Raw genomic sequence first — 19,608 nt, forward strand, 5'->3', positions numbered from 1 at the left:
GTGACTGGCTCAATGCAACAAGGGCTAATCGATAGCCCTTGTTTATATGACATGTTATTTCACGACTTAGAAGCTACACAAAATACCTTCAGGCATTAAGTGGTTGTGCACAGACAATTTGAGCAATAAGTTGGCTTGCTCGATATCCGGTGCGAAGTAGCGGTCTTTGTCGTAGAAGCTGACTTTCTCACGCAGGATCTGTTTCGCTTCTTCTACTCGAGGTGAAGAGAGATTTGGCGCTCTAAAATCCAATCCTTGTGCTGCTGCTAGATACTCAACCGCTAAGATTCCACGAGTGTTCTCTGCCATGTCACGAAGACGACGACCTGCAAAGGTTGCCATAGAAACATGGTCTTCTTGGTTAGCGGACGTTGGCAAGCTGTCTACAGAAGCTGGATGAGCCAGTGTTTTGTTCTCGCTTGCTAATGCTGCTGAGGTAACCTGAGCAATCATAAAGCCGGAGTTAACGCCGCCATTGTCGACTAAGAACGGTGGAAGTTTGCTGAGTGCGCTATCAATCAGCAGTGCCATGCGACGCTCTGACAAACTTCCAATTTCAGCGATAGCTAAGGCTAGGTTATCTGCGGCCATAGCAACGGGTTCTGCGTGGAAGTTACCACCCGAAATGATGTCACCATCGTCCGCAAATACTAGTGGGTTGTCCGATACGGAGTTCGCTTCAACCATTAGTATTTCTGCTGAGTTACGGATCTGCTGCAGACACGCGCCCATCACTTGAGGCTGACAACGCAGTGAGTAAGGGTCTTGAACTTTTTCACAACACGTGTGCGATTCACCAATTTCACTCTTCTGGTCGAGCAGATGTCGGTAAGCTAGCGCAGCGTCCATTTGCCCACGGTGACCACGAACGCGGTGAATACGAGGGTCAAATGGGCGGCGGCTACCTAGCGCAGCTTCAACAGACATAGCACCACATACCGTCGCAGACGCGAACAAGTCTTCTGCTGCGAATAGGCCTTCTAAGGCAAATGCGGTGGATGCTTGCGTACCGTTGAGTAGCGCTAAACCTTCTTTTGGAGCGAGTGTGATTGGCTCTAGTCCCGCGATTTTCATCGCTTCTAAACCAGTAATGATTTTACCGTTGTGACGAGCTTGGCCTTCACCAAGTAGAACGGTACTCATGTGGGCAAGGGGAGCAAGGTCGCCAGAGGCACCCACTGAGCCTTTTTGTGGCACACAAGGGTAGACCTGCGCGTTCACTAGATCGATAAGGGCATTGATCACCTTGAGTCGGATACCTGAGTAGCCACGAGACAAGCTGTTAATCTTGAGTACCATCATCAAGCGCACGGTTTCGTCAGACATGAACTTGCCAATGCCTGCTGCGTGAGAAAGTACGATACTTTTCTGTAGAACTTCGAGATCCTCTGGGGCGATCTTGGTGTTCGCCAGTAAGCCAAAGCCCGTGTTGATGCCATAGACAGTGCGGTCTTCAGCGATCACTTGCTCTACAACTTGCATGCTCGCTTCAATATCTGGAACTGCTGCAGGGTCGAGCGACAAATTCACCGGACTGCGGCTGATTTTACGCAGTTCAGATAGACCTAGATGTCCTGGTTTAAGTAATAAATTCAACATGTTCTCTCCAGACATTAAAGGCGACGAAGTTCTTCGTTTAGCATAGGTAAATCAAGTTTCTGTTCTTTCGCACACTGCTTAGCAATGTCGTAACCCGCATCTGCATGACGCATAACGCCTGTTGCTGGATCATTGTGAAGTACGCGAGCAATACGCTGTGATGCATCTTCACTGCCGTCACAACAAATCACCATACCTGAGTGTTGCGAGAAGCCCATGCCAACGCCGCCACCATGGTGTAAAGAAACCCAAGTTGCGCCGCCTGCAGTGTTTAGCAGTGCATTTAATAGAGGCCAATCTGATACGGCATCTGAACCATCCATCATACCTTCTGTTTCACGGTTCGGGCTTGCAACCGAACCTGAATCTAAGTGGTCACGACCGATAACGACTGGTGCTTTCAGCTCGCCATTTTTCACCATTTCATTGAAGGCTTGACCTAAACGTTCACGATCTTTCAAACCTACCCAGCAGATACGAGCAGGTAGACCTTGGAACTGAATGCGTTCACGAGCCATATCCAGCCAGTTATGCAGGTGAGGGTTGTCTGGAATCAGCTCTTTTACTTTTTGGTCTGTTTTGTAGATATCTTCTGGGTCACCAGACAGTGCAGCCCAACGGAAGGGACCTACGCCCTCACAAAATAAAGGTCGTATATATGCAGGAACGAAACCCGGGAAATCAAATGCGTTTTCTACGCCTTCTTCCAGTGCCATTTGGCGAATGTTGTTGCCGTAATCCACTGTCGCAGCGCCGCGGTATTGTAGGTCTAGCATCGCTTGAACTTGAATCGCCATTGACTGCTTAGCTGCCTTAACGACTTTCGCTTCATCAATGGTGCGCTCTTGTGCTGCTTTCTCCATCGTCCAACCTTGAGGCAAGTAGCCATTCAGAGGATCGTGAGCAGAGGTTTGGTCTGTGACGACATCTGGCGTGATGTTGCGCTCTACTAACTCAGGGAATACATCCGCAGCGTTACCTAATAAGCCAACAGAAATAGGAGTGTCAGACTCTTTAATGATAGCCATCGCTTCATCTAAGCTGGTGGCTTTCTTGTCGACATAGCCAGTACGCAGACGGTAATCGATTCGTGATTCATCGCATTCAACCGCAATCATTGAGAAGCCAGCCATGGTTGCTGCAAGAGGTTGAGCACCACCCATGCCGCCAAGGCCACCTGTAAGTACCCATTTACCTTTTGCTTCGCCTTGGAAGTGTTTCTTCGCGATAGCGACAAAGGTTTCGTAAGTACCTTGAACAATGCCTTGTGAACCGATGTAGATCCAGCTACCTGCGGTCATTTGGCCGTACATCATTAAGCCTTCTTTATCGAGCTCGTTGAAGTGTTCCCAGTTTGCCCAGTGTGGAACAAGGTTCGAGTTAGCGATTAACACGCGAGGTGCGTTTTTATGGGTCGGGAACACGCCTACAGGTTTACCCGATTGAACAAGCAGTGTTTGGTCGTCTTCTAAACGCTCTAATACTTCAACAATCTTGTCGTAACATTTCCAATCACGTGCTGCACGACCAATACCACCATACACAACCAGTGCATGTGGGTGTTCTGCTACATCAGGATCTAGGTTGTTCATCAGCATACGTAGTGGTGCTTCTGTTAACCAAGATTTTGCGCGCAAAGTGGTGCCATGAGGTGCGCGAATTTCGCGATTCGTGTCGAGACGAGGGTCACTGTTGTGGTGTTCCGTCATTTTGAAATTCCTTCTGTTTCACGTTATATCGTTGTAGTTGTATTTATCTATATAGCTGGCTTATTCACTGGCCATTGCACTGGCAATATCCCAACACAAACGAGCCGCTAATCGAGCCGTTTGGCCATCGACGTCGTAGTCTGGGTTATATTCCGCAATGTCCGCGATAATGAGTTTCTCACTATGTTTAAAAATCTGTTCTAGGAACGGCGCGAGCGCTTCATAGCTAACGCCTCTTGCCGCTGGGGCACTGACACCCGGTGCAGTCGCTGCAGGAAAGACATCGAGATCAATTGTGAGATAGAGGTAATCACAATCAGCGATGAATTTTTGCAACTTAACCAGTTGAGCAATTTGGTTTACTTGGGTGATATCGCGGTCATGTTCGTACCACACACCAAGTTGGTCGGCTTTGTTGAAAAGCGCTTTGGTATTGCTGGCAGCACTTACGCCTAGGCAAGCGTATTGAAATGGCCACTGATGTGCGTGGCAGTATTCGCTAATCTGATTAAAGGGTGTGCCTGAGCTTGGCTTGACGTCAGCGACGTCGCTTTCAAATTCACGAAGATCAAAATGAGCATCAAAGTTAATGATGCCTACCTTAGGTTTGTGCTCTGGTTGAGTTCTGTGAAGATGCTTAGCGAGACCTTGGAAAGACGCCCAAGCCACTTCGTGCCCGCCACCGAGGGTAATCACTTTGCTGGTGGATAGCGCATTGGCAATCACAGTAGCGCACTGCTTTTGGCTGACTTCTAGTTGATCATCGTTACATTCGATATCGCCAAGATCAGCAATGCGTGCATCATTGTGCCAAGCCATATTAGCTAATGCTTGGCGAATCAAATTAGGTGCTTGTTTTGCGCCAACACGTCCTTTATTTCTTGCAACACCGGCATCGCTAGCAAAGCCAGCCAACGCAACAGTTTTATCATTAAGTCCGTCATTTAAATCAGTACTTTGCACTTGCTTGGTAATGTGATGAAGTCGAGTACCGAGCTCACCATCTTCAAGATCATTGCGTCCCGTCCATACAAAGTTGTGAGTAGTGGATACTGTGTTAATGCTGTTGGATTTAGATTGAGTCATGACATACCTCGCCATTAACAATGCGTTTATGCAGATGAGGTACGCCAACTTGATAGCTTAAGTCGGCAGGATGATCGATATTCCAAATAGCCAAATCAGCGGCGTAACCTACTTCAATTTTTCCTCTGTTTTGCAACTCGCCAATGGCGGCAGCTGCATGACAAGTCACCCCACGTAATGCCTCTTCTGGGGTTGTGCCAAATAGGGTACAGCTCATGTTCATCATCAGCGTTAAATCCGCAAAAGGAGATGTGCCGGGATTTAAGTCGGTCGCGATTGCCATCGGGATGTTGTGCTCACGAAGTAGGGCAATAGGTGGCTGTTGAGTCTCTTTCAAGAAGTAGAAAGCGCCCGGTAATAAGGTGGCGACGGTACCTGATTCCGCCAGCGCTTTTACCCCCGCTTCATCTAAGTACTCAACGTGATCAACAGAGAGAGCACCGTATTTAGCCGCTAGCGCACTGCCGCCCATATTAGAAAGCTGTTCTGTGTGGCCTTTGATCGCTAGCCCATGCTCTTTAGCTGCGGCAAATACACGCTCGGTTTGTTCTAGGTTGAAGCCGATCGATTCACAGAATACGTCGACTGCGTCGGCTAACCCTTGTACAGCAGCCTTGGGGATGATCTCTTGGCATACCAGATCAACGTAACGATCGGATTGTTCTTTATATTCTGGTGGTACAGCGTGTGCTGCGAGTAGTGTGGTGGTGACCTTAATACGACGGTGGTTTTCTAAGGCTTTAGCAGCACGTAACATCTTAAGTTCGTCATCAAGTGTTAAGCCGTAGCCAGATTTTACTTCAATGCTGGTGACACCACTTCTTAGCAGGCCGTCTAATCTAGGCAGCGCCATCTCAACCAGTTCGGCTTCTTGTGCGGATCGTGTCGCCTTTACTGTTGCTAAAATACCACCGCCTTGTTTTGCGATGTCAGTGTAAGAGACACCATTTAAGCGTTGTTCAAATTCATTGGCACGATTACCTGCAAACACCAGATGTGTGTGGCAATCAATCAGCCCTGGGGTAACGAGCTTGTTTTTGCAGTCGTAGATGATGTGATCAACAGAGCGGCTAGTACTCGCAGTTTCACAATGAAGTGACCCATCGCTTGAGTGAGACAGGGATACGATCTTACCGTTTTCGATAACGATATCTTGCGGGGAAGAAGGTTGATAACCGTCGGCTCCCGAGCTCATCGAGACCACTCGCGCATTTTTGAGGATCAAATTCATAATCACCTAGATCTTTGCCAAACAATAAATGTATATACAAATAAATAGGCTAAATACTGACCCGAATCAAGTTGATGTTGCAAAAATGTGATCGGCGATCAGGATGATATTCTTTAATCTAAAACTATCTTAGAGCTTAATTTGTACTTAGAGCCTGGGTGGTAGAGTAATGCAAAGCTAATAAGGCGCTCCTTGCTCCATGTTCTTCTATTAAGAAGCAAGCAAGGTTCTGATTCCGTTAGCTTTAGTGCATGACGGATATTGGAGTCTGGAATGATGGCTTCGACTGTGTGCTCAATCGCACTCAGCGGGCAACTTTTGGAAAGGTATTCATTCGGTGTTGAGGTTGAAAAGTCTTGCTCTAAGTATTGGGGAGCTGCTTGCGAGTTTACCCAGCGAGCTTCTAGTTGTATCGGTGTGTTATCGGCAAAGTGGATGATTTCACTATAGAAGACTTCCGCATTGATCATCACACCTAACCGTGTAGCGGTGCTTTCATCAGCCTTGATGCTATCGTGCTTGATCACTTGGCTTGTGTAAGTTTGGCCACGGTCTTTGATCTCTTGTGCGATGTTGTTGATATCAAGTAGGGGAGATTGTGCTTTTTCTTCTGGCTCACAGACAAATGTGCCTAGCCTTGGTTTTCGAATGAGCTTACCTTCAGATACAAGATCTCGAATGGCTTTATTCACCGTCATTCTGCTCACGTTGAACTGTTCTGTGAGTTCGAGTTCGGTGGTGATTTGATAGCCAACCGGCCAATGACCATTGCTGATCTTATCGTCTATGAACTGTTTTATTTGCAGGTAGAGCGGCGCTTTTGACATAATGAAACCTTATTTGACTATACAAATAGAGTAACGGATTTTTTCACGATTTCAACATTTCCTCAGAGGATGTGAGTTTGTTCAACATAGATAGCGCAAATGTCTTGATTCTGTGGGGCAAGTGTCGCAAATTGTCACGCAACAACTATTCGTAAATCAGATGATTAGAAAGGGAAAGAATATGTTTAAGAAATTAAAGGCCTCGCTAGGCATAGGTGCAGCTAAGGTCGATACCGTCTTAGATAATATTGACGTTTTCCAAGGTGGCGAGTTGTCTGGTAACGTTCACATCATTGGTGGCGATGTTGAGCAACAAATCGACATGATTAACTTGGTTCTCAACACAGAAGTTAAAGTGGAAACAGAAGATAGCACCAGCTACGAAACCTTTTCACTTGGCCGCATTCAAGCTGTAGAGCCGTTTGTGATTCAACCCGGCGAAACTAAGTTGGTGCCATTCCGTCTTAAGCTGAATGATGAAACGCCAGTAACGGCATTGAATGCAAAAATGAACCAGTGCCATGTTTGGGTAGAAACCAACCTAGATATCGGCTTCGCGATTGACCCTAAAGACCGTGATTTCATCTCTGTTCACCCATTACCAACAGTCGCGAAAATCATTCAAGGTGTTGAAGCGTCGGGTATGGCAATGGTGAAAGCAGACGTAGAGAAGGGCTACTTGAAAGGGAACACCTTCGCTTCACGTTCGGGTTGTTACCAAGAGATTGAATTTCGCAGCGGCGGCTTCATGAATAACAAAGAAATCGAGCTGTCATTCATCGTAGATGGTTCTATGGTTCACTGCTTGGCAGAAATTGACCGCTCACTAAGCTTCCGTGGTGACCAATATATCTCGTTCAGCCTACCAGCAAACGCAGCCGACTCGGACATCCGCAACGCAGTTTCAAGAATCATGAGTGCGTAGTTGCCTCTCTGTTAGTCGTAGCTCTCTCTATGTAATAGAGACAATACGATTTCAAAGCCGAACTTAACTGTTCGGCTTTTTTGATTCCATCACCTTCAATTGAATTAGGTTCACCACTGATGCCGGTAAGCCAATTGAAAGGCGACATCGGTGGAGTTGTCCATGTTAAAGACATTCTCGATGATGGAGACCTCGACTGCCGAGCGTGGCATCACATAGCGATAGCCAAACATCATTTCATTGGCTGCTTGCGAAAGTTCAGTGTCACCGTAGTCAGCGCCTTCATACCATCGATACTCTATATGCAATTCGTGGTTTTCAATGAGTGTCAGCTGATAGCCTCCCAACCAAGACCATGTAACCTTTTTATGTGTAAAGCCGTTGTCTGAATCTCGATTAGACTGGTTCGCAAACCCCAAGCTCGAATAGAAGGTATTGATATCGAGTTGGTATGCATAGTTGAGTTGAGCGCTTTGTTCTGTGCTGCTTCCTTTAAATGCTCCGTGACTGACGTTGTTGTGGTAAAGCGAGACACCAACAGATAATCCATGGTTCTCTTTATCTACGATTTGGTATTGGGTGTAGAGAGTGAAAGCGCTGGTCAGTGTGTCGCCAGAAAAGTCTCGGATGCTGATATCGTGCTCTGGAGCATAGATGTCGAATTGATGTCTGGCTTTTCGATCTCGTCCGGCTTGGTCGATGCTAAACAGTTCATGGAAGTTAATGGTGATTTTGTCGAGGTGGTTGTTGGCGGCGAAAAGCCAGCGGTAATTCAGTTCTACTTGCCATTCAGGTGTTAATTGCCATCGTAGTCCTGTTTGAAGTTGGTTTTGATAATAATCTAAATGATAGTCGCGGGAGTTAGCCCAGATACTGGCGGCTGTTAAAGAGGTAAACAGCTCGAGCTTGTCCTCTTCGAGTGGGAAACCAGAGCGAAGCATTGGAGTGAGTCGAACGGATTGCAGTGGCGCTTGGGTATAACTGATTAAGGGCCCGTAATCCTTATTGGCCCAAGCGCTCGGTATGCAGGCCGCTGTGAGCATTATGAAGGGCAGGGGTGATGTAAGCGATAGAAAAGTCCCTCGTTTTCCCATAAATACCTCATCCTTATTTTGGCACACCTATATAGCTTAGTTCTAAATGACTAAACCGAAGTAGTTATGTTGGTTTGGCTCGTTGTGGAAAGGCGCTTTACATTGTGGAGGCATAAAAGAGGCGATTCGAGTCTACGTAAGCTGGCTGATAAAGGGGACTGAAGTGTAGGGAGATCCCCTCCGTCATTGTTATTTCATATTATTTCGTTACAATGCTCTGATACCCACGAGCGAGGCATCTGTATTTGCTTCTCCGTGGGTATATTTATTATGCATATATCCCCAATCAGCGTACTAGTTGATTGAAAGACATATATTAAACATTTTCATGTGTTGCTTGGTGTGCAACACCACTGTAAAGGACAAATAATGCCAATTATTACTCTTCCTGACGGTAGTCAGCGTCAATTTGACAACCCTGTATCAACTCTAGATGTTGCCCTATCAATCGGTCCTGGTCTTGCGAAAGCAACCATTGCTGGTCGTGTAGATGGCGAGCGTGTTGATGCTTGTGATCTTATCGAAAACGATGCAAGCCTAGAAATCATCACAGCTAAAGATGAAGTTGATGGCCTTGAGATCGTTCGTCACTCTTGTGCTCACCTATTAGGCCACGCGGTTAAGCAGCTTTTCCCAGAAGCGAAAATGGCGATCGGTCCTACCATCGATAACGGTTTCTACTACGATATCGACCTTGATCACTCTCTAACGCAAGAAGATCTAGAAAAGATCGAAAAGCGCATGAAAGAGCTAGCGAAGACCAAGTACCAGGTTGTTAAGAAGAAAGTTAGCTGGCAGGAAGCGCGTGATGCTTTCGAAGCTCGCGGCGAAACATACAAAATGGAAATCCTAGACGAGAACGTTTCTAAAGACGACCGTCCAGGCCTATACCACCATGAAGAATACATCGATATGTGTCGTGGTCCACACGTACCACATATGGGTTTCTGTCAGCACTTCACACTACTAAACGTAGCAGGTGCTTACTGGCGTGGTAACAGTGACAACAAGATGCTTCAACGTATCTACGGTACTGCATTCCATGATAAAAAAGCGCTTAAAGCTCACCTAGTTCGTCTAGAAGAAGCGGCTAAGCGTGACCACCGTAAGATTGGTAAAGCATTGGATCTATTCCACATGCAGCAAGAAGCACCAGGCATGGTGTTCTGGCACCACAACGGTTGGACTATTTTCCGTGAACTAGAAGTGTTCGTACGTCAAAAACTGACTGAGTACGATTACCAAGAAGTAAAAGGCCCACTAATGATGGACCGTGTACTTTGGGAACGTTCTGGTCACTGGGACAAATACGCAGAAGCGATGTTCACAACGTCTTCAGAGAACCGTGAATACGCTATCAAGCCAATGAACTGCCCGGGTCACGTACAGATCTTCAACCAAGGTCTTAAGTCTTACCGTGATCTACCGCTACGTATGGCTGAGTTCGGCTCATGTCACCGTAACGAGCCGTCTGGCGCACTTCACGGCATCATGCGTGTTCGTGGCTTTACTCAAGATGACGCTCACGTATTCTGTACTGAAGACCAAGTTCAACAAGAAGTTAAAGCTTGTATTGAAATGGTTTACGACACTTACACAACTTTCGGTTTCGAAAACATCGTTGTTAAGCTGTCTACTCGTCCAGAGCAACGTGTAGGTTCTGACGAAATGTGGGACCGTGCTGAGGCTGACCTTAAGCTTGCACTAGAGTCAATGGAGATTGCATACGAGATTCAAGAAGGCGAGGGTGCGTTCTACGGACCTAAGATTGAATTTACTTTGCATGATTGTTTGGACCGTGCATGGCAATGTGGTACAGTGCAGCTCGATTTTGCATTACCAGAGCGTTTAGGTGCAACTTACGTAGGTGAAGATAACGAGCGTCACACGCCAGTTATGATCCACCGCGCGATTTTAGGTTCACTAGAGCGTTTTATCGGTATTCTTATTGAAGAATACGCTGGCTTCTTCCCAACGTGGTTGGCGCCAGAACAAGCAGTTGTAATGGGCATTACAGACAAACAGTCTGAATATGTACAAGAAATTACGAAAAAACTGCAAAAAAGTGGATTTAGAGTCAAAGCAGACTTGAGAAATGAGAAGATTGGCTTTAAAATTCGCGAACATACTTTGAAACGTGTACCGTTCATGCTTGTGTGTGGTGACCAAGAAATGGAAGCCGGCGAAATTGCAGTACGTACACGTAAAGGTAAAGACCTTGGCAAGTTTAAAGTGGATGACTTTATTTCATACATCCAAGCTGAGGTTTCAAGCCGTAAGCTCAATCTGGAGGAATAGCTATTAAAGGCGGAAGACGTGGCCAACAACCGGCCAAACAAAACCAGCACCGTTTAAACGGTGACATTCGTGGCGTTCGTGAAGTGCGTCTAACTGGCGCAGACGGCGAAGCTGTTGGTGTAGTATCAATCGCAGAAGCGATGGAAGCTGCAAATGAAGCTGGTATGGATCTAGTAGAGATCAGCCCTAACGCCGAGCCGCCAGTTTGTCGTGTGATGGACTACGGTAAGTTCCTCTTCGAGAAGAGCAAAGCTGCGAAAGAGCAGAAGAAAAAGCAAAAGCAGGTTCAGATTAAGGAAGTTAAATTCCGTCCTGGAACTGATATTGGAGACTATCAGGTAAAACTACGCAACCTGACTGGTTTCCTTGAAGACGGCAACAAAGTGAAGGTAACAATTCGCTTCCGTGGCCGCGAAATGGCTCACCAAGACATCGGTGTTGACGTTCTTAATCGTTTGAAAGCGGATACTGAAGAATTTGCAGTAGTCGAATCTTTCCCAACGAGAATTGAAGGTCGCCAGATGATCATGGTATTGGCCCCTAAAAAGAAGTAATTAACGGCTTTGCAAGTAATTGAACCCTGCAGCCTCTGGTTGCGGGGTTTTATTCGCCCTAATTACTATGTTATTAACAACTCAACAATGCGGAGTTATTCATCATGCCTAAGATGAAAACCAACAAAGGTGCTGCTAAGCGTTTCCAGAAAACTGCTGGTGGTATTAAGTTTAAGCACGCTGGTAAACGTCACATCCTGACTAAGCGTACTACTAAGAACAAGCGTCAGCTACGTCCGAACTCGATCCTTCCTAAGTGTGAAGTTGCTCAAGTTCTACGTATGATGCCATACGCTTAATTCTTTTTAGTTTATAAATTCGTTTAGTTTAGGAGAAGCATAATGCCTCGCGTAAAACGTGGTGTACAAGCTCGTGCACGTCATAAGAAAGTTCTAAAACAAGCTAAAGGTTACTACGGTGCACGTTCACGTGTTTACCGCGTAGCTTTCCAAGCAGTTACCAAAGCTGGTCAATACGCTTACCGTGACCGTCGTAACAAGAAACGTCAATTCCGTCAACTTTGGATTGCACGTATCAACGCGGCATCTCGTCAAAATGGTCTATCTTACAGCCGTTTCATCAACGGTCTTAAGAAAGCATCTATCGAGATCGATCGTAAGATTCTTGCTGACATCGCAGTATTCGACAAAGCAGCATTCGCTGTTCTAGTTGAAAAAGCGAAAGCATCTCTATAATTTAGAGTTAGCTTTAAGGTTTAAGAAAAGGAGAACTTCGGTTCTCCTTTTTTATTGCCTGTAATTTATCCTCTAGAGATTCCCAACTCCTTCCTCCGTCAGTCTTGGGAATGACGAGTAAACTTCCGCATCTAATTTTTATTCGCTTGAACAAGCATTCTGGTATATAAACATCTACCTAACCTTTAATGTTAAGCGACTGAATAAATGACCGCACCAACTACTATGACGTTCTTCGAACGTTTCGAAGCTGACATCCTTTCTGGCAAAAAGACCATCACCATTCGCGATGAATCAGAGCGTGATTACCAACCTGGTAGCGTTGTTGAAGTATCAACGTTAGAAGAAGGGCGCGTATTCTGTAATCTTAAGATCATCAGCGTAGAGCCGATTTTGTTTGATGAGCTGGGTGAGTTCCATGCACAACAAGAGAACATGACTCTGCAAGTGTTGAAAGATGTGATTCAAGATATCTACCCAGGTATCTCTCAGCTTTACGTTGTTTCTTACGAGCTGGTTTAATCGCTAACAACGAACCTGTAGTGCTTTTCTTGGATAGATAGGAAGGATTAATGACTGAGTTATCGAGCGACACTAAACAGCAAATCTTGCTTCAGCTTTATTGTCGTGAACAAATGGAGCAGCCGTTAATTCCTCGTGCAGATCTCGACACCTCTCTTTACGACAGCGAAGCCTTTTCAGCGTGGCGCGAAACTAAGCGTGACTTTGTTATCCGTGATATTGAAAGTCGTGTTTGGGTAAAGAGCTGTCCGGCTGGCTACATTACTGAAGTACATTTTAAAGCGGATGGCACTCTAACTGAGTACCGTTTGTTTGACCGCTTTAAGACGGTAGGGCGGTGGCAGTTAAAAGACGGCTTACTGCACGTTGAGATTACTAAGGGCGATAACCGATATGAATTTGCGGTTGTAGCTCGAGCAGACCTTAATATCCACTCTGCGGTGGAATATAAGAACGGCGAGCTTCATTCGTATCTGAAGTTGGTGCAAACTGAGCGTTAACTCTTTTCGCCGAGCTTGATTAAGCGAGCCTCTAAAAAGCAAAAAGCAAAAAGCAAAAAGCAAAAAGCAAAAAGCAAAAAGCAAAAAGCAAAAAGCAAAAAGCCAACATCACACTGTTGGCTTTGTTGTTTCTTGGCAAGCTAACCGAGCGTTAGCATTCTATCAACTCGGTTTATCAGCTGCGTTTATGCTTCAAAGTTTGTTAGGCGTGAGTGCAGTTCACTCCCAACATCTTGATTGGCACAAACCGTTAGCAGGTCATCAATAAAGTACTTTAATGCGCGAGCTTCGATACGACGAATGCCTTGTTGCTGTTCTTCAGTTAGGTAGCCATAGATAGTTGCAGCGCCAAAGTCACCAAAGATCATCTGACCTTGCTCGTTGACTAAAGTGTTGTGCGCGTACAAATCACCGTGACAAACCTTGTTGTCATGCAGGTGATCAAATACATCGATCATCTGAGTCACGATGTTGTCGATTTGCGAGATTGGAAGTTCGAAACCTTCAGGGAAAGTATCACGTGTGCAAGTTTCGAGCGTCGGTGGTAGCCCTAGGTTATAGTAGCTGCTTGGAATGAGTTCCATCACCAAAGCTAGGTAATCTTGTTCCTCTACTTGGGCAATGGATTTTACTAAGTTGTTATGGTGACCAGCTTGAAGGCACGCTTCCAGTTCATCATGTGGGTAGCCGTCACTGGTGACTTCACCTTTAAACACTTTAACCGCCACTTCCTGTGGGAAATCAAAGTCGCTGTTTAGCCAGCTTGCATGAGAGATCACGCCAGATGCACCTTGGCCAAGTACTTGATTCAGCGAGTAGCTTTGAGAGCTAACCGCAGGCACGCTATCTAAGCTGCTAGGGTGTTTGCAAAACGGGTTACCCGCAAACGCTAGCCAAGCCAGTTTTGGTAGCTTGATAAGGAACTCTGGGAATTCAGTCAATTGGTTTGCAGACAAGCGGACCAGTTCGAGGTTGGATAGCTTTTCCATACTCTCAGGTAAAGCGCGAATCTGGTTGCCTGCGAGTGCCAGCTTTTGCAGTCGTGGTCTTTCACCTAGTGAATTCGGTAGAACTTCGATGTCGTTGTCGGTCAGGATCAACCAGCGCAATTGAGGTGGCAGAGACGCTTCGCTCACGGTTTTGATTTGGTTGGTCTTAAAACCGATCATTTCAAGCTTAGGAAGTGACCCAAGAACATCAGGAAGGTGCGTGAACAGGTTATTCGACGCAAAGATAATACGCAGGTGAGTGAGCTGTGATAACTCTTCAGGTAAGTTTGATAGCTGGTTCCCCGAAAGATCGAGAATCTCTAGTGAATCGGCGAGGTCCAAGATTTCTAATGGAAACTCAGTGAGGCCTTCTGATAATTTTAAGCGCTTAATACCTTTAAGTTGACCTGATTTTAATTGTTCTAGAGTATGCAAACCTTAGCCTTATGATTAGATGTTCGAGGCACGTAGTGTACTTGTCTCAATCGAGAAAGGCGAGTATCCGCAACAATACTCGCCTATCTAAGCTCAGTGGTAGTTAGTATCAAGGTTAAAGCTGAATACGATTTGGGCTAACGCCAACCTCCTCAACAAAATCCACGTCATGACTGACTAAGATAAAAGCGCCTCGGTATTCACGCAAAGCTGACGCTAGTATCTGCTTAGAGTCGATATCTAAATGATTGTCTGGCTCATCAAGCAGCAGTAATGGGGAGTCTTGCTTATGGCTGACAATCAACATCGCTAGCTTCATTTTCTCTCCACCACTTAGGTGAGCGACTTTGCGGTACACGGAATCACGCTTAAAGCCGATGCCTGCTAACAATGTCCGAGCATCAGTCTCTGTTAGCCCATCACTATGCGTTATGAGGCTATCGAACATGGTGTTATGGGTATCCAATAAACCAAAGTGTTGATCAAGGTATACCGTAGATCCTAAGCGTTTGATGGTACCAGTGTAGTGTGAGTGCTCGTTGTGAATCGCTTTCAACAGTGTCGATTTACCACAGCCGTTTGCACCGCTTAGATAACAGCGTTCACCTTGTGACAGAGAAAAATTGATAGCAGTACCAGACCCATATTCAAGTCGGCAATCTTCAACAGTTAACAGCGCGTTCTTTTTCTTGCTATTACTCTGTTTTAGATACAAGGCCTGCGGTTTCAGTTGCTCTTTTTGTTCTTTAAGAGATTGAAGCTTATCTTGATTTTGCTCCTTTAAGTTATTTTGGCTAGTGGCTGATGCTGCTTGTGTTCGTCCGGCTTTGTCTTTCATCGCATCCATTAAGATCTTTGGCTGACTGCCGGATTTTCGCAGTCGGTTTCCTTGCGCCTCTCGTTGTTGCGCTTTTTCTTTATTGGCTTGAGCTTGGCGCTCCAGTCGTTTCTTTTCTGATTGGTGATGAGCAATCTGTTTATCTAGTGCATCCGCCTGATTCGACATTTGTTTGAAGTAGTCATCGTAGTTTCCTTTATAGAAACGTAACCCCAAACTGTTGAGGTGGTAGATCCCTTCCATGTGTCTCAACAGGCTTCGGTCATGGCTAACCATCAGTATTTTGCCTTCAAATTGTTGGCACTGTTCTATTAACCAGCTGCGCCCGTCATTGTCTAAATGATTCGACGGCTCATCGAGAATCAGTATGTTGTGGTCTGACGTAAACAGTTGATGAAGCTGTAAAAGGGCAAGTTGCCCACCGCTTAATGTGTTGCATGGCGTGGCCAACTCGCTGGTTATTTTCAGATTGGCTAACAGCCTCTGAGTGTTTTCTTGCAAATCCCAATCGTCACCAACGATGTCAAAATGTTGAAGCTCGCAGCTGCCTTGCTCGATAGCATGCAAGGCATTGATTTTATTTGCGATATCTAAAAAATCAGCAATGCTGATCGTGCTATCCAAAAGTTCTGAGGGCAATTGTGAGTAGAAACCAATCGAGCCTTGCCTAGACACACTCCCAGATGTCGGCTGCGTTTGCCCAGTGAGTAATGAAAGTAGCAACGACTTTCCGGCTCCGTTTCTTCCAACTAAGCCTGTCAGTCGCGAGTTCAAATTGAAGGTGATGTCTTTAAATAGCCACTCACCAGTATCTAGCTGGAATGAGAGATTATTGGCTAAGATAGTAGGCATAAAAATACCTCCCTTTACGTATAAACGAGTAAAAGGGGCTAGGCGCTTTTCGTGCAAGATCCTGCTGGATGCTAACAACAGATCGCCATAAGCGTTACTTAGATGGGTGACCAATAAAAGAGAGAAAGCGGTATTGAGATGGTTTCTGTCTTTTAAGTGCGCTCTGGAAGATGCAGGCCGTTAATCGGCGGATCTTTAAGAGCTTAATATGTCGCGAAAATAGATGACGAAGTAACGCCCACTAACCCCGAGTGTCCAAATGATTTTTAAAAAATAAATCGGATGTCAGGATGTTAGTACTTCATTATGGCGTTATTCTCTTTTGAAATGATGGTGGAATGGTACTGAATGAGGGCTTAAAAAGTCAACAGGGTAAAGTGATTAAAATGTACCCAAATAATAAAAGCGCCGATGAGACGCTTTTATTGATCCAATGAAACTTGACGCTACTTAATGGTAGGGTATTAAGCTTATAGCCCGCTGATAGTCTAGCTAACAGGACGGCTGCGCTTGACCACCAATAGCACGCCAGCACATATCAAAACTGTCGTTGATATACTTTTCTGACTGCTCTGCCTGCGGCTCTTGCTGATCAACAAGCCAGTTCGCACAGATCAAAAAGTGGCTATGGATGAAGTGTCTAACGAGATTAATGTCTAGCACCATCAATTCTTCGGCTTGCTGTCCTTTCAAAATGATGTCATCGAGTGACGCAAACATCTGCGAAACAATGACTTCACGAGTTTGAGTCGTTGGGTCAAAATGCACATTGGTGAAGAATTTCATGGCGACTGGGTTTTCTAACGCCCACTCAATTCCGGTCATCCACATGAATTTAAAGGCTTGATAGCGATTTTGTTCAGCGATTTCTGTGTGTTGAGCCAGAGTAGAAAATAGCTCTACTTTCAGTTCACGAAACAGCTCATCAATCAGTAGAGATTTGTTCTCAAAGTGATGAAACAGTGTCGCTTTTGCTACACCAGCGGTCTTCGCTATTTGCCCTGTAGATGTGCCCTCTAACCCTTGTTGGGAAAAGAGTAGGAGCGCAGCATCTAGGATTTTTTGCCTTTTTGTAATCATCGATTCAGTACTTTGAACATCATTTTCTTGATTGGGTTGTTGTATGGAGGGTGCATCAACTTAGTGAAGTTGATTTTGCCTCGAGTCAATACGGTTTTTGCATGGCTAAAGGTCTTGAAGCCTTCAATGCCGTGGTAGTGTCCCATGCCTGAAGGGCCAATACCACCAAACGGTGCGTCTTCCGCTGCCACATGTACTAAAGAGTCATTGATACAAACACCGCCAGAGTGTGTATCCGATAGGAATCTGTCTTGGGTTTTCTTGTCGTGACTCATTAGATACAAGGCAAGTGGACGTTCTTTTGTTGTGATGTAGCTTATTGCCTCGTCAATCGAATCATAAGGCACGATAGGAAGCACAGGGCCAAACAACTCTTCTTGCATTGCCACCATGTCATCATTCACTTCGGTGAGAAGGTGCGGTGTCATTCTGTGGTTCACGTCGTCTTGTGCTTGCTCGGTAACGGTATGTATCACTGCACCTTTTGACTTCGCATCTTCAACTACGCCATTTAATCGATTGTACTGGCGCATGTTAACCACTGAGGTTAAGTCTTTGCTCTCAATTCCTGCTTTATAGAGCTTCTTGAAGTAACGCTTGTAAGCGGTGATAAATGCATCGACTTTCTCTCGTGGCAGCAAGATGTAATCCGGTGCGACACAGATTTGACCTGCGTTTAAGCTCTTGGCAAACAAGATACGTTCAACCGCGTCTGCGACATCGAAATCTGGTGCGATGATGGTTGGAGACTTACCGCCAAGTTCTAGTGTCACTGGCGTTAGGTTAGCAGCTGCGGCTTTCATTACGTGCTTACCAACAGAGGTTGAGCCTGTGAAAAGGATATGGTCAAACGGCAGCTGGCTGAACTTAGCAGAAACGTCGGCTTCACCTTCGATGATTGCCACTTGCTCTTCACTGAAACCTTCAGCCAACATCGCTTTCAAAACACGGTTAGTTGCAGGGGTAAACTCAGACATCTTGAGCATTGCAGTGTTACCTGCAGCCAATGCTGTGATGAGAGGGCCCAAAGAGAGCATTACTGGGAAGTTCCAAGGCACGATGATGCCAACCACACCTACAGGCTGGTAATGCACAGTAATCTTGGCTGGTGTTAGCATCAAGCCGGCTTTACGACGTGAAGGCTTCAACCACTTCTTAAGATTTTTATCACTGTAATTAATCTGGTGTAGAGAAGGGGTGATGTCAGCAATTAAGCTGTCGTGCTTTGCTCTATGGCCATAATCTTCAGATACCGCTTCAATTAACTGCTCTTGATAACGCATTAATAGTTTTTTCAAGACTGAGAGATCATTTCGTCTCTGCTCAAGTGTTGGATTAACGTTGTTACGGTAGTGCTCTTGTTGTCGGTTGAATATTTGAACCATGTCGTTGGTGCTCGACGTGTTTGGTTCAAGGTCTAGATTATGGCTCATAGTATCCCCTAAATTCGAAGGCTGACCGATTGGTTGGTCAGTTAAAATTACAAGAAGTTATGGTCGAATACAAGATATGGACGAAAAAAGTTTATTTTTTGTGCAATGAACTGGCAATTGAGCTAAGTGGGCCCAACAACGTAAAGCGGGTATTAGGGAAGAAATGACAGGTTTGCGAGAAGTGATCGTGTGCCTTTGGTGTAGTTAAAGGCACACGCGATGTGCTTACGGATTAGGCTGAGACTTTCTCGCAACGCATAAAGATGAAGTTAACGTTTTTTGATAGGCGCTCGTACGTTTCTTCAGAGATGGCTTTGGCTTTCTCGTCGATTGTGCCTTCAGTGATTTGTGAAATCAGCAAGCCAGATTGGCTGACAGTTTGGCAAAGCTCGGTTAATGAACGGCGGTAGAAGCTTACCTGAACGGGTGTTCCAACTGTGTTCCACTCTTCTTGAATGAATTCGCGCTCAAAGTAGTTACCTGAAAGGGTGCACTCAAAATCCGCAAAAGGGTGATGAGTGGAAAACACGATGTAGCCGCCCGGTTTCAAAACGCGATACACGTCATCAAAGACAGGTTTTAGATCTTCAATGTAGTGCAGCACCAACGGGCACACGATGACATCAGCGCTGTTATCAGCTTCCTTAGGTAAACCAAGAGCTGCATCTTGCGCGTATGCGGTCACATTGGGGATTTGTTTTTCGTTCACTAGGTCAACCATATCTTGAGACAGGTCGGTACACGTAACTTTGTTGGCACCTTGGTCGATAAACCATTGTGCGTATATACCTGAGCCGCAACCAAGGTCGACAATATCGAGCCCTTTAACATCGTCTAGTAAGGCTATGGTTGATGGGCGTTCTAGTAGTGCATTATAAATATTATCGCGAGCAGCAGAGTCGTATTGCTTTGCGTAGGTGGTGTACATTTCGGACATGATT

The 19,608-nt window shown here is 45.6% G+C and carries 18 protein-coding genes; 7 read left to right on the forward strand and 11 right to left on the reverse strand.

The window, feature by feature from the left end; translation table 11 throughout:
* Positions 1-66: 66 nt before the first annotated feature.
* From hutH to hutC, 5 genes are all read right to left on the reverse strand, one after another.
* Complete coding sequence (gene hutH / locus L1D55_RS14500) at positions 67-1,599, reverse strand: histidine ammonia-lyase (RefSeq protein ID WP_239917920.1); 1,533 nt, start codon at positions 1,597-1,599, stop codon at positions 67-69.
* Positions 1,600-1,613: 14 nt separating this feature from the next.
* Positions 1,614-3,308 carry a urocanate hydratase gene (hutU, locus tag L1D55_RS14505; RefSeq protein ID WP_128160195.1) on the reverse strand — a complete coding sequence of 565 codons (1,695 nt, stop codon included), beginning with the start codon at positions 3,306-3,308 and terminating at the stop codon, positions 1,614-1,616.
* Between the two features lie 60 nt (positions 3,309-3,368).
* A complete protein-coding gene (gene hutG, locus L1D55_RS14510) occupies positions 3,369-4,394 on the reverse strand; it encodes a formimidoylglutamase (RefSeq protein ID WP_239917921.1) in 1,026 nt (341 codons plus the stop codon).
* Positions 4,381-5,625, reverse strand: a complete 1,245-nt coding sequence (gene hutI, locus L1D55_RS14515) for an imidazolonepropionase (RefSeq protein WP_239917922.1) — start codon at positions 5,623-5,625, stop codon at positions 4,381-4,383. Before hutI ends, hutG begins: the two co-directional genes overlap by 14 nt.
* A 113-nt stretch (positions 5,626-5,738) precedes the next feature.
* A complete protein-coding gene (hutC, locus tag L1D55_RS14520; protein WP_239917923.1) occupies positions 5,739-6,452 on the reverse strand; it encodes a histidine utilization repressor in 714 nt (237 codons plus the stop codon).
* A 181-nt stretch (positions 6,453-6,633) separates the two neighbouring features.
* Here hutC and L1D55_RS14525 point away from each other — a divergent pair, with 181 nt between their 5' ends.
* Entirely contained in the window at positions 6,634-7,377 is a 744-nt protein-coding gene (locus L1D55_RS14525; RefSeq protein WP_004738449.1) for a sporulation protein, read from the forward strand.
* A gap of 110 nt (positions 7,378-7,487) precedes the next feature.
* On the opposite strand, the gene L1D55_RS14530 is transcribed toward L1D55_RS14525, so the two are convergent.
* Entirely contained in the window at positions 7,488-8,420 is a 933-nt protein-coding gene (locus tag L1D55_RS14530) for a DUF3187 family protein (RefSeq protein ID WP_128162611.1), read from the reverse strand.
* A 420-nt stretch (positions 8,421-8,840) separates the two neighbouring features.
* Here L1D55_RS14530 and thrS point away from each other — a divergent pair, with 420 nt between their 5' ends.
* The 6 genes from thrS to L1D55_RS14560 all read left to right on the forward strand — a co-directional run bounded on the left by thrS (position 8,841) and on the right by L1D55_RS14560 (position 13,040).
* Positions 8,841-10,769: a threonine--tRNA ligase gene (thrS, locus tag L1D55_RS14535; RefSeq protein ID WP_239917924.1), complete on the forward strand. Its 1,929-nt coding sequence runs from the start codon at positions 8,841-8,843 to the stop codon at positions 10,767-10,769.
* Positions 10,770-10,771: 2 nt separating this feature from the next.
* Entirely contained in the window at positions 10,772-11,323 is a 552-nt protein-coding gene (infC, locus tag L1D55_RS14540; RefSeq protein WP_080566530.1) for a translation initiation factor IF-3, read from the forward strand.
* Between the two features lie 104 nt (positions 11,324-11,427).
* Entirely contained in the window at positions 11,428-11,622 is a 195-nt protein-coding gene (gene rpmI, locus L1D55_RS14545) for a 50S ribosomal protein L35 (protein WP_004738430.1), read from the forward strand.
* Positions 11,623-11,664: 42 nt separating this feature from the next.
* Positions 11,665-12,018 (forward strand): 50S ribosomal protein L20, encoded by a 354-nt coding sequence (gene rplT, locus L1D55_RS14550; RefSeq protein ID WP_004733517.1) that lies wholly within the window; start codon positions 11,665-11,667, stop codon positions 12,016-12,018.
* A gap of 207 nt (positions 12,019-12,225) precedes the next feature.
* A complete protein-coding gene (gene yqfB / locus L1D55_RS14555) occupies positions 12,226-12,540 on the forward strand; it encodes a N(4)-acetylcytidine aminohydrolase (RefSeq protein ID WP_008224694.1) in 315 nt (104 codons plus the stop codon).
* Positions 12,541-12,590: 50 nt separating this feature from the next.
* Complete coding sequence (locus L1D55_RS14560) at positions 12,591-13,040, forward strand: hypothetical protein (protein ID WP_239917925.1); 450 nt, start codon at positions 12,591-12,593, stop codon at positions 13,038-13,040.
* 185 nt (positions 13,041-13,225) lie between these two features.
* Here the strand turns inward: L1D55_RS14560 and L1D55_RS14565 are convergent, their stop codons facing one another.
* The 5 genes from L1D55_RS14565 to L1D55_RS14585 form a co-directional block, all read right to left on the reverse strand.
* The gene (locus L1D55_RS14565) at positions 13,226-14,464 is read right to left on the reverse strand and encodes a leucine-rich repeat-containing protein kinase family protein (RefSeq protein WP_239917926.1); all 1,239 of its coding nucleotides are present in this window, start codon (positions 14,462-14,464) and stop codon (positions 13,226-13,228) included.
* A gap of 115 nt (positions 14,465-14,579) precedes the next feature.
* Positions 14,580-16,154, reverse strand: coding sequence for an ATP-binding cassette domain-containing protein (locus L1D55_RS14570; RefSeq protein ID WP_239917927.1), 1,575 nt, complete (start codon positions 16,152-16,154; stop codon positions 14,580-14,582).
* A 492-nt stretch (positions 16,155-16,646) separates the two neighbouring features.
* The gene (locus tag L1D55_RS14575; protein WP_239917928.1) at positions 16,647-17,234 is read right to left on the reverse strand and encodes a TetR/AcrR family transcriptional regulator; all 588 of its coding nucleotides are present in this window, start codon (positions 17,232-17,234) and stop codon (positions 16,647-16,649) included.
* Complete coding sequence (locus tag L1D55_RS14580) at positions 17,231-18,667, reverse strand: coniferyl aldehyde dehydrogenase (protein ID WP_239917929.1); 1,437 nt, start codon at positions 18,665-18,667, stop codon at positions 17,231-17,233. The genes L1D55_RS14575 and L1D55_RS14580 overlap by 4 nt, the downstream gene beginning before the upstream one ends.
* A gap of 232 nt (positions 18,668-18,899) precedes the next feature.
* Positions 18,900-19,604, reverse strand: coding sequence for a class I SAM-dependent methyltransferase (locus L1D55_RS14585; RefSeq protein WP_239917930.1), 705 nt, complete (start codon positions 19,602-19,604; stop codon positions 18,900-18,902).
* Positions 19,605-19,608 lie beyond the last annotated feature (4 nt).

The organism is Vibrio sp. Isolate22, assembly GCF_022398115.1.
In the GTDB taxonomy this organism is placed as follows: domain Bacteria; phylum Pseudomonadota; class Gammaproteobacteria; order Enterobacterales; family Vibrionaceae; genus Vibrio.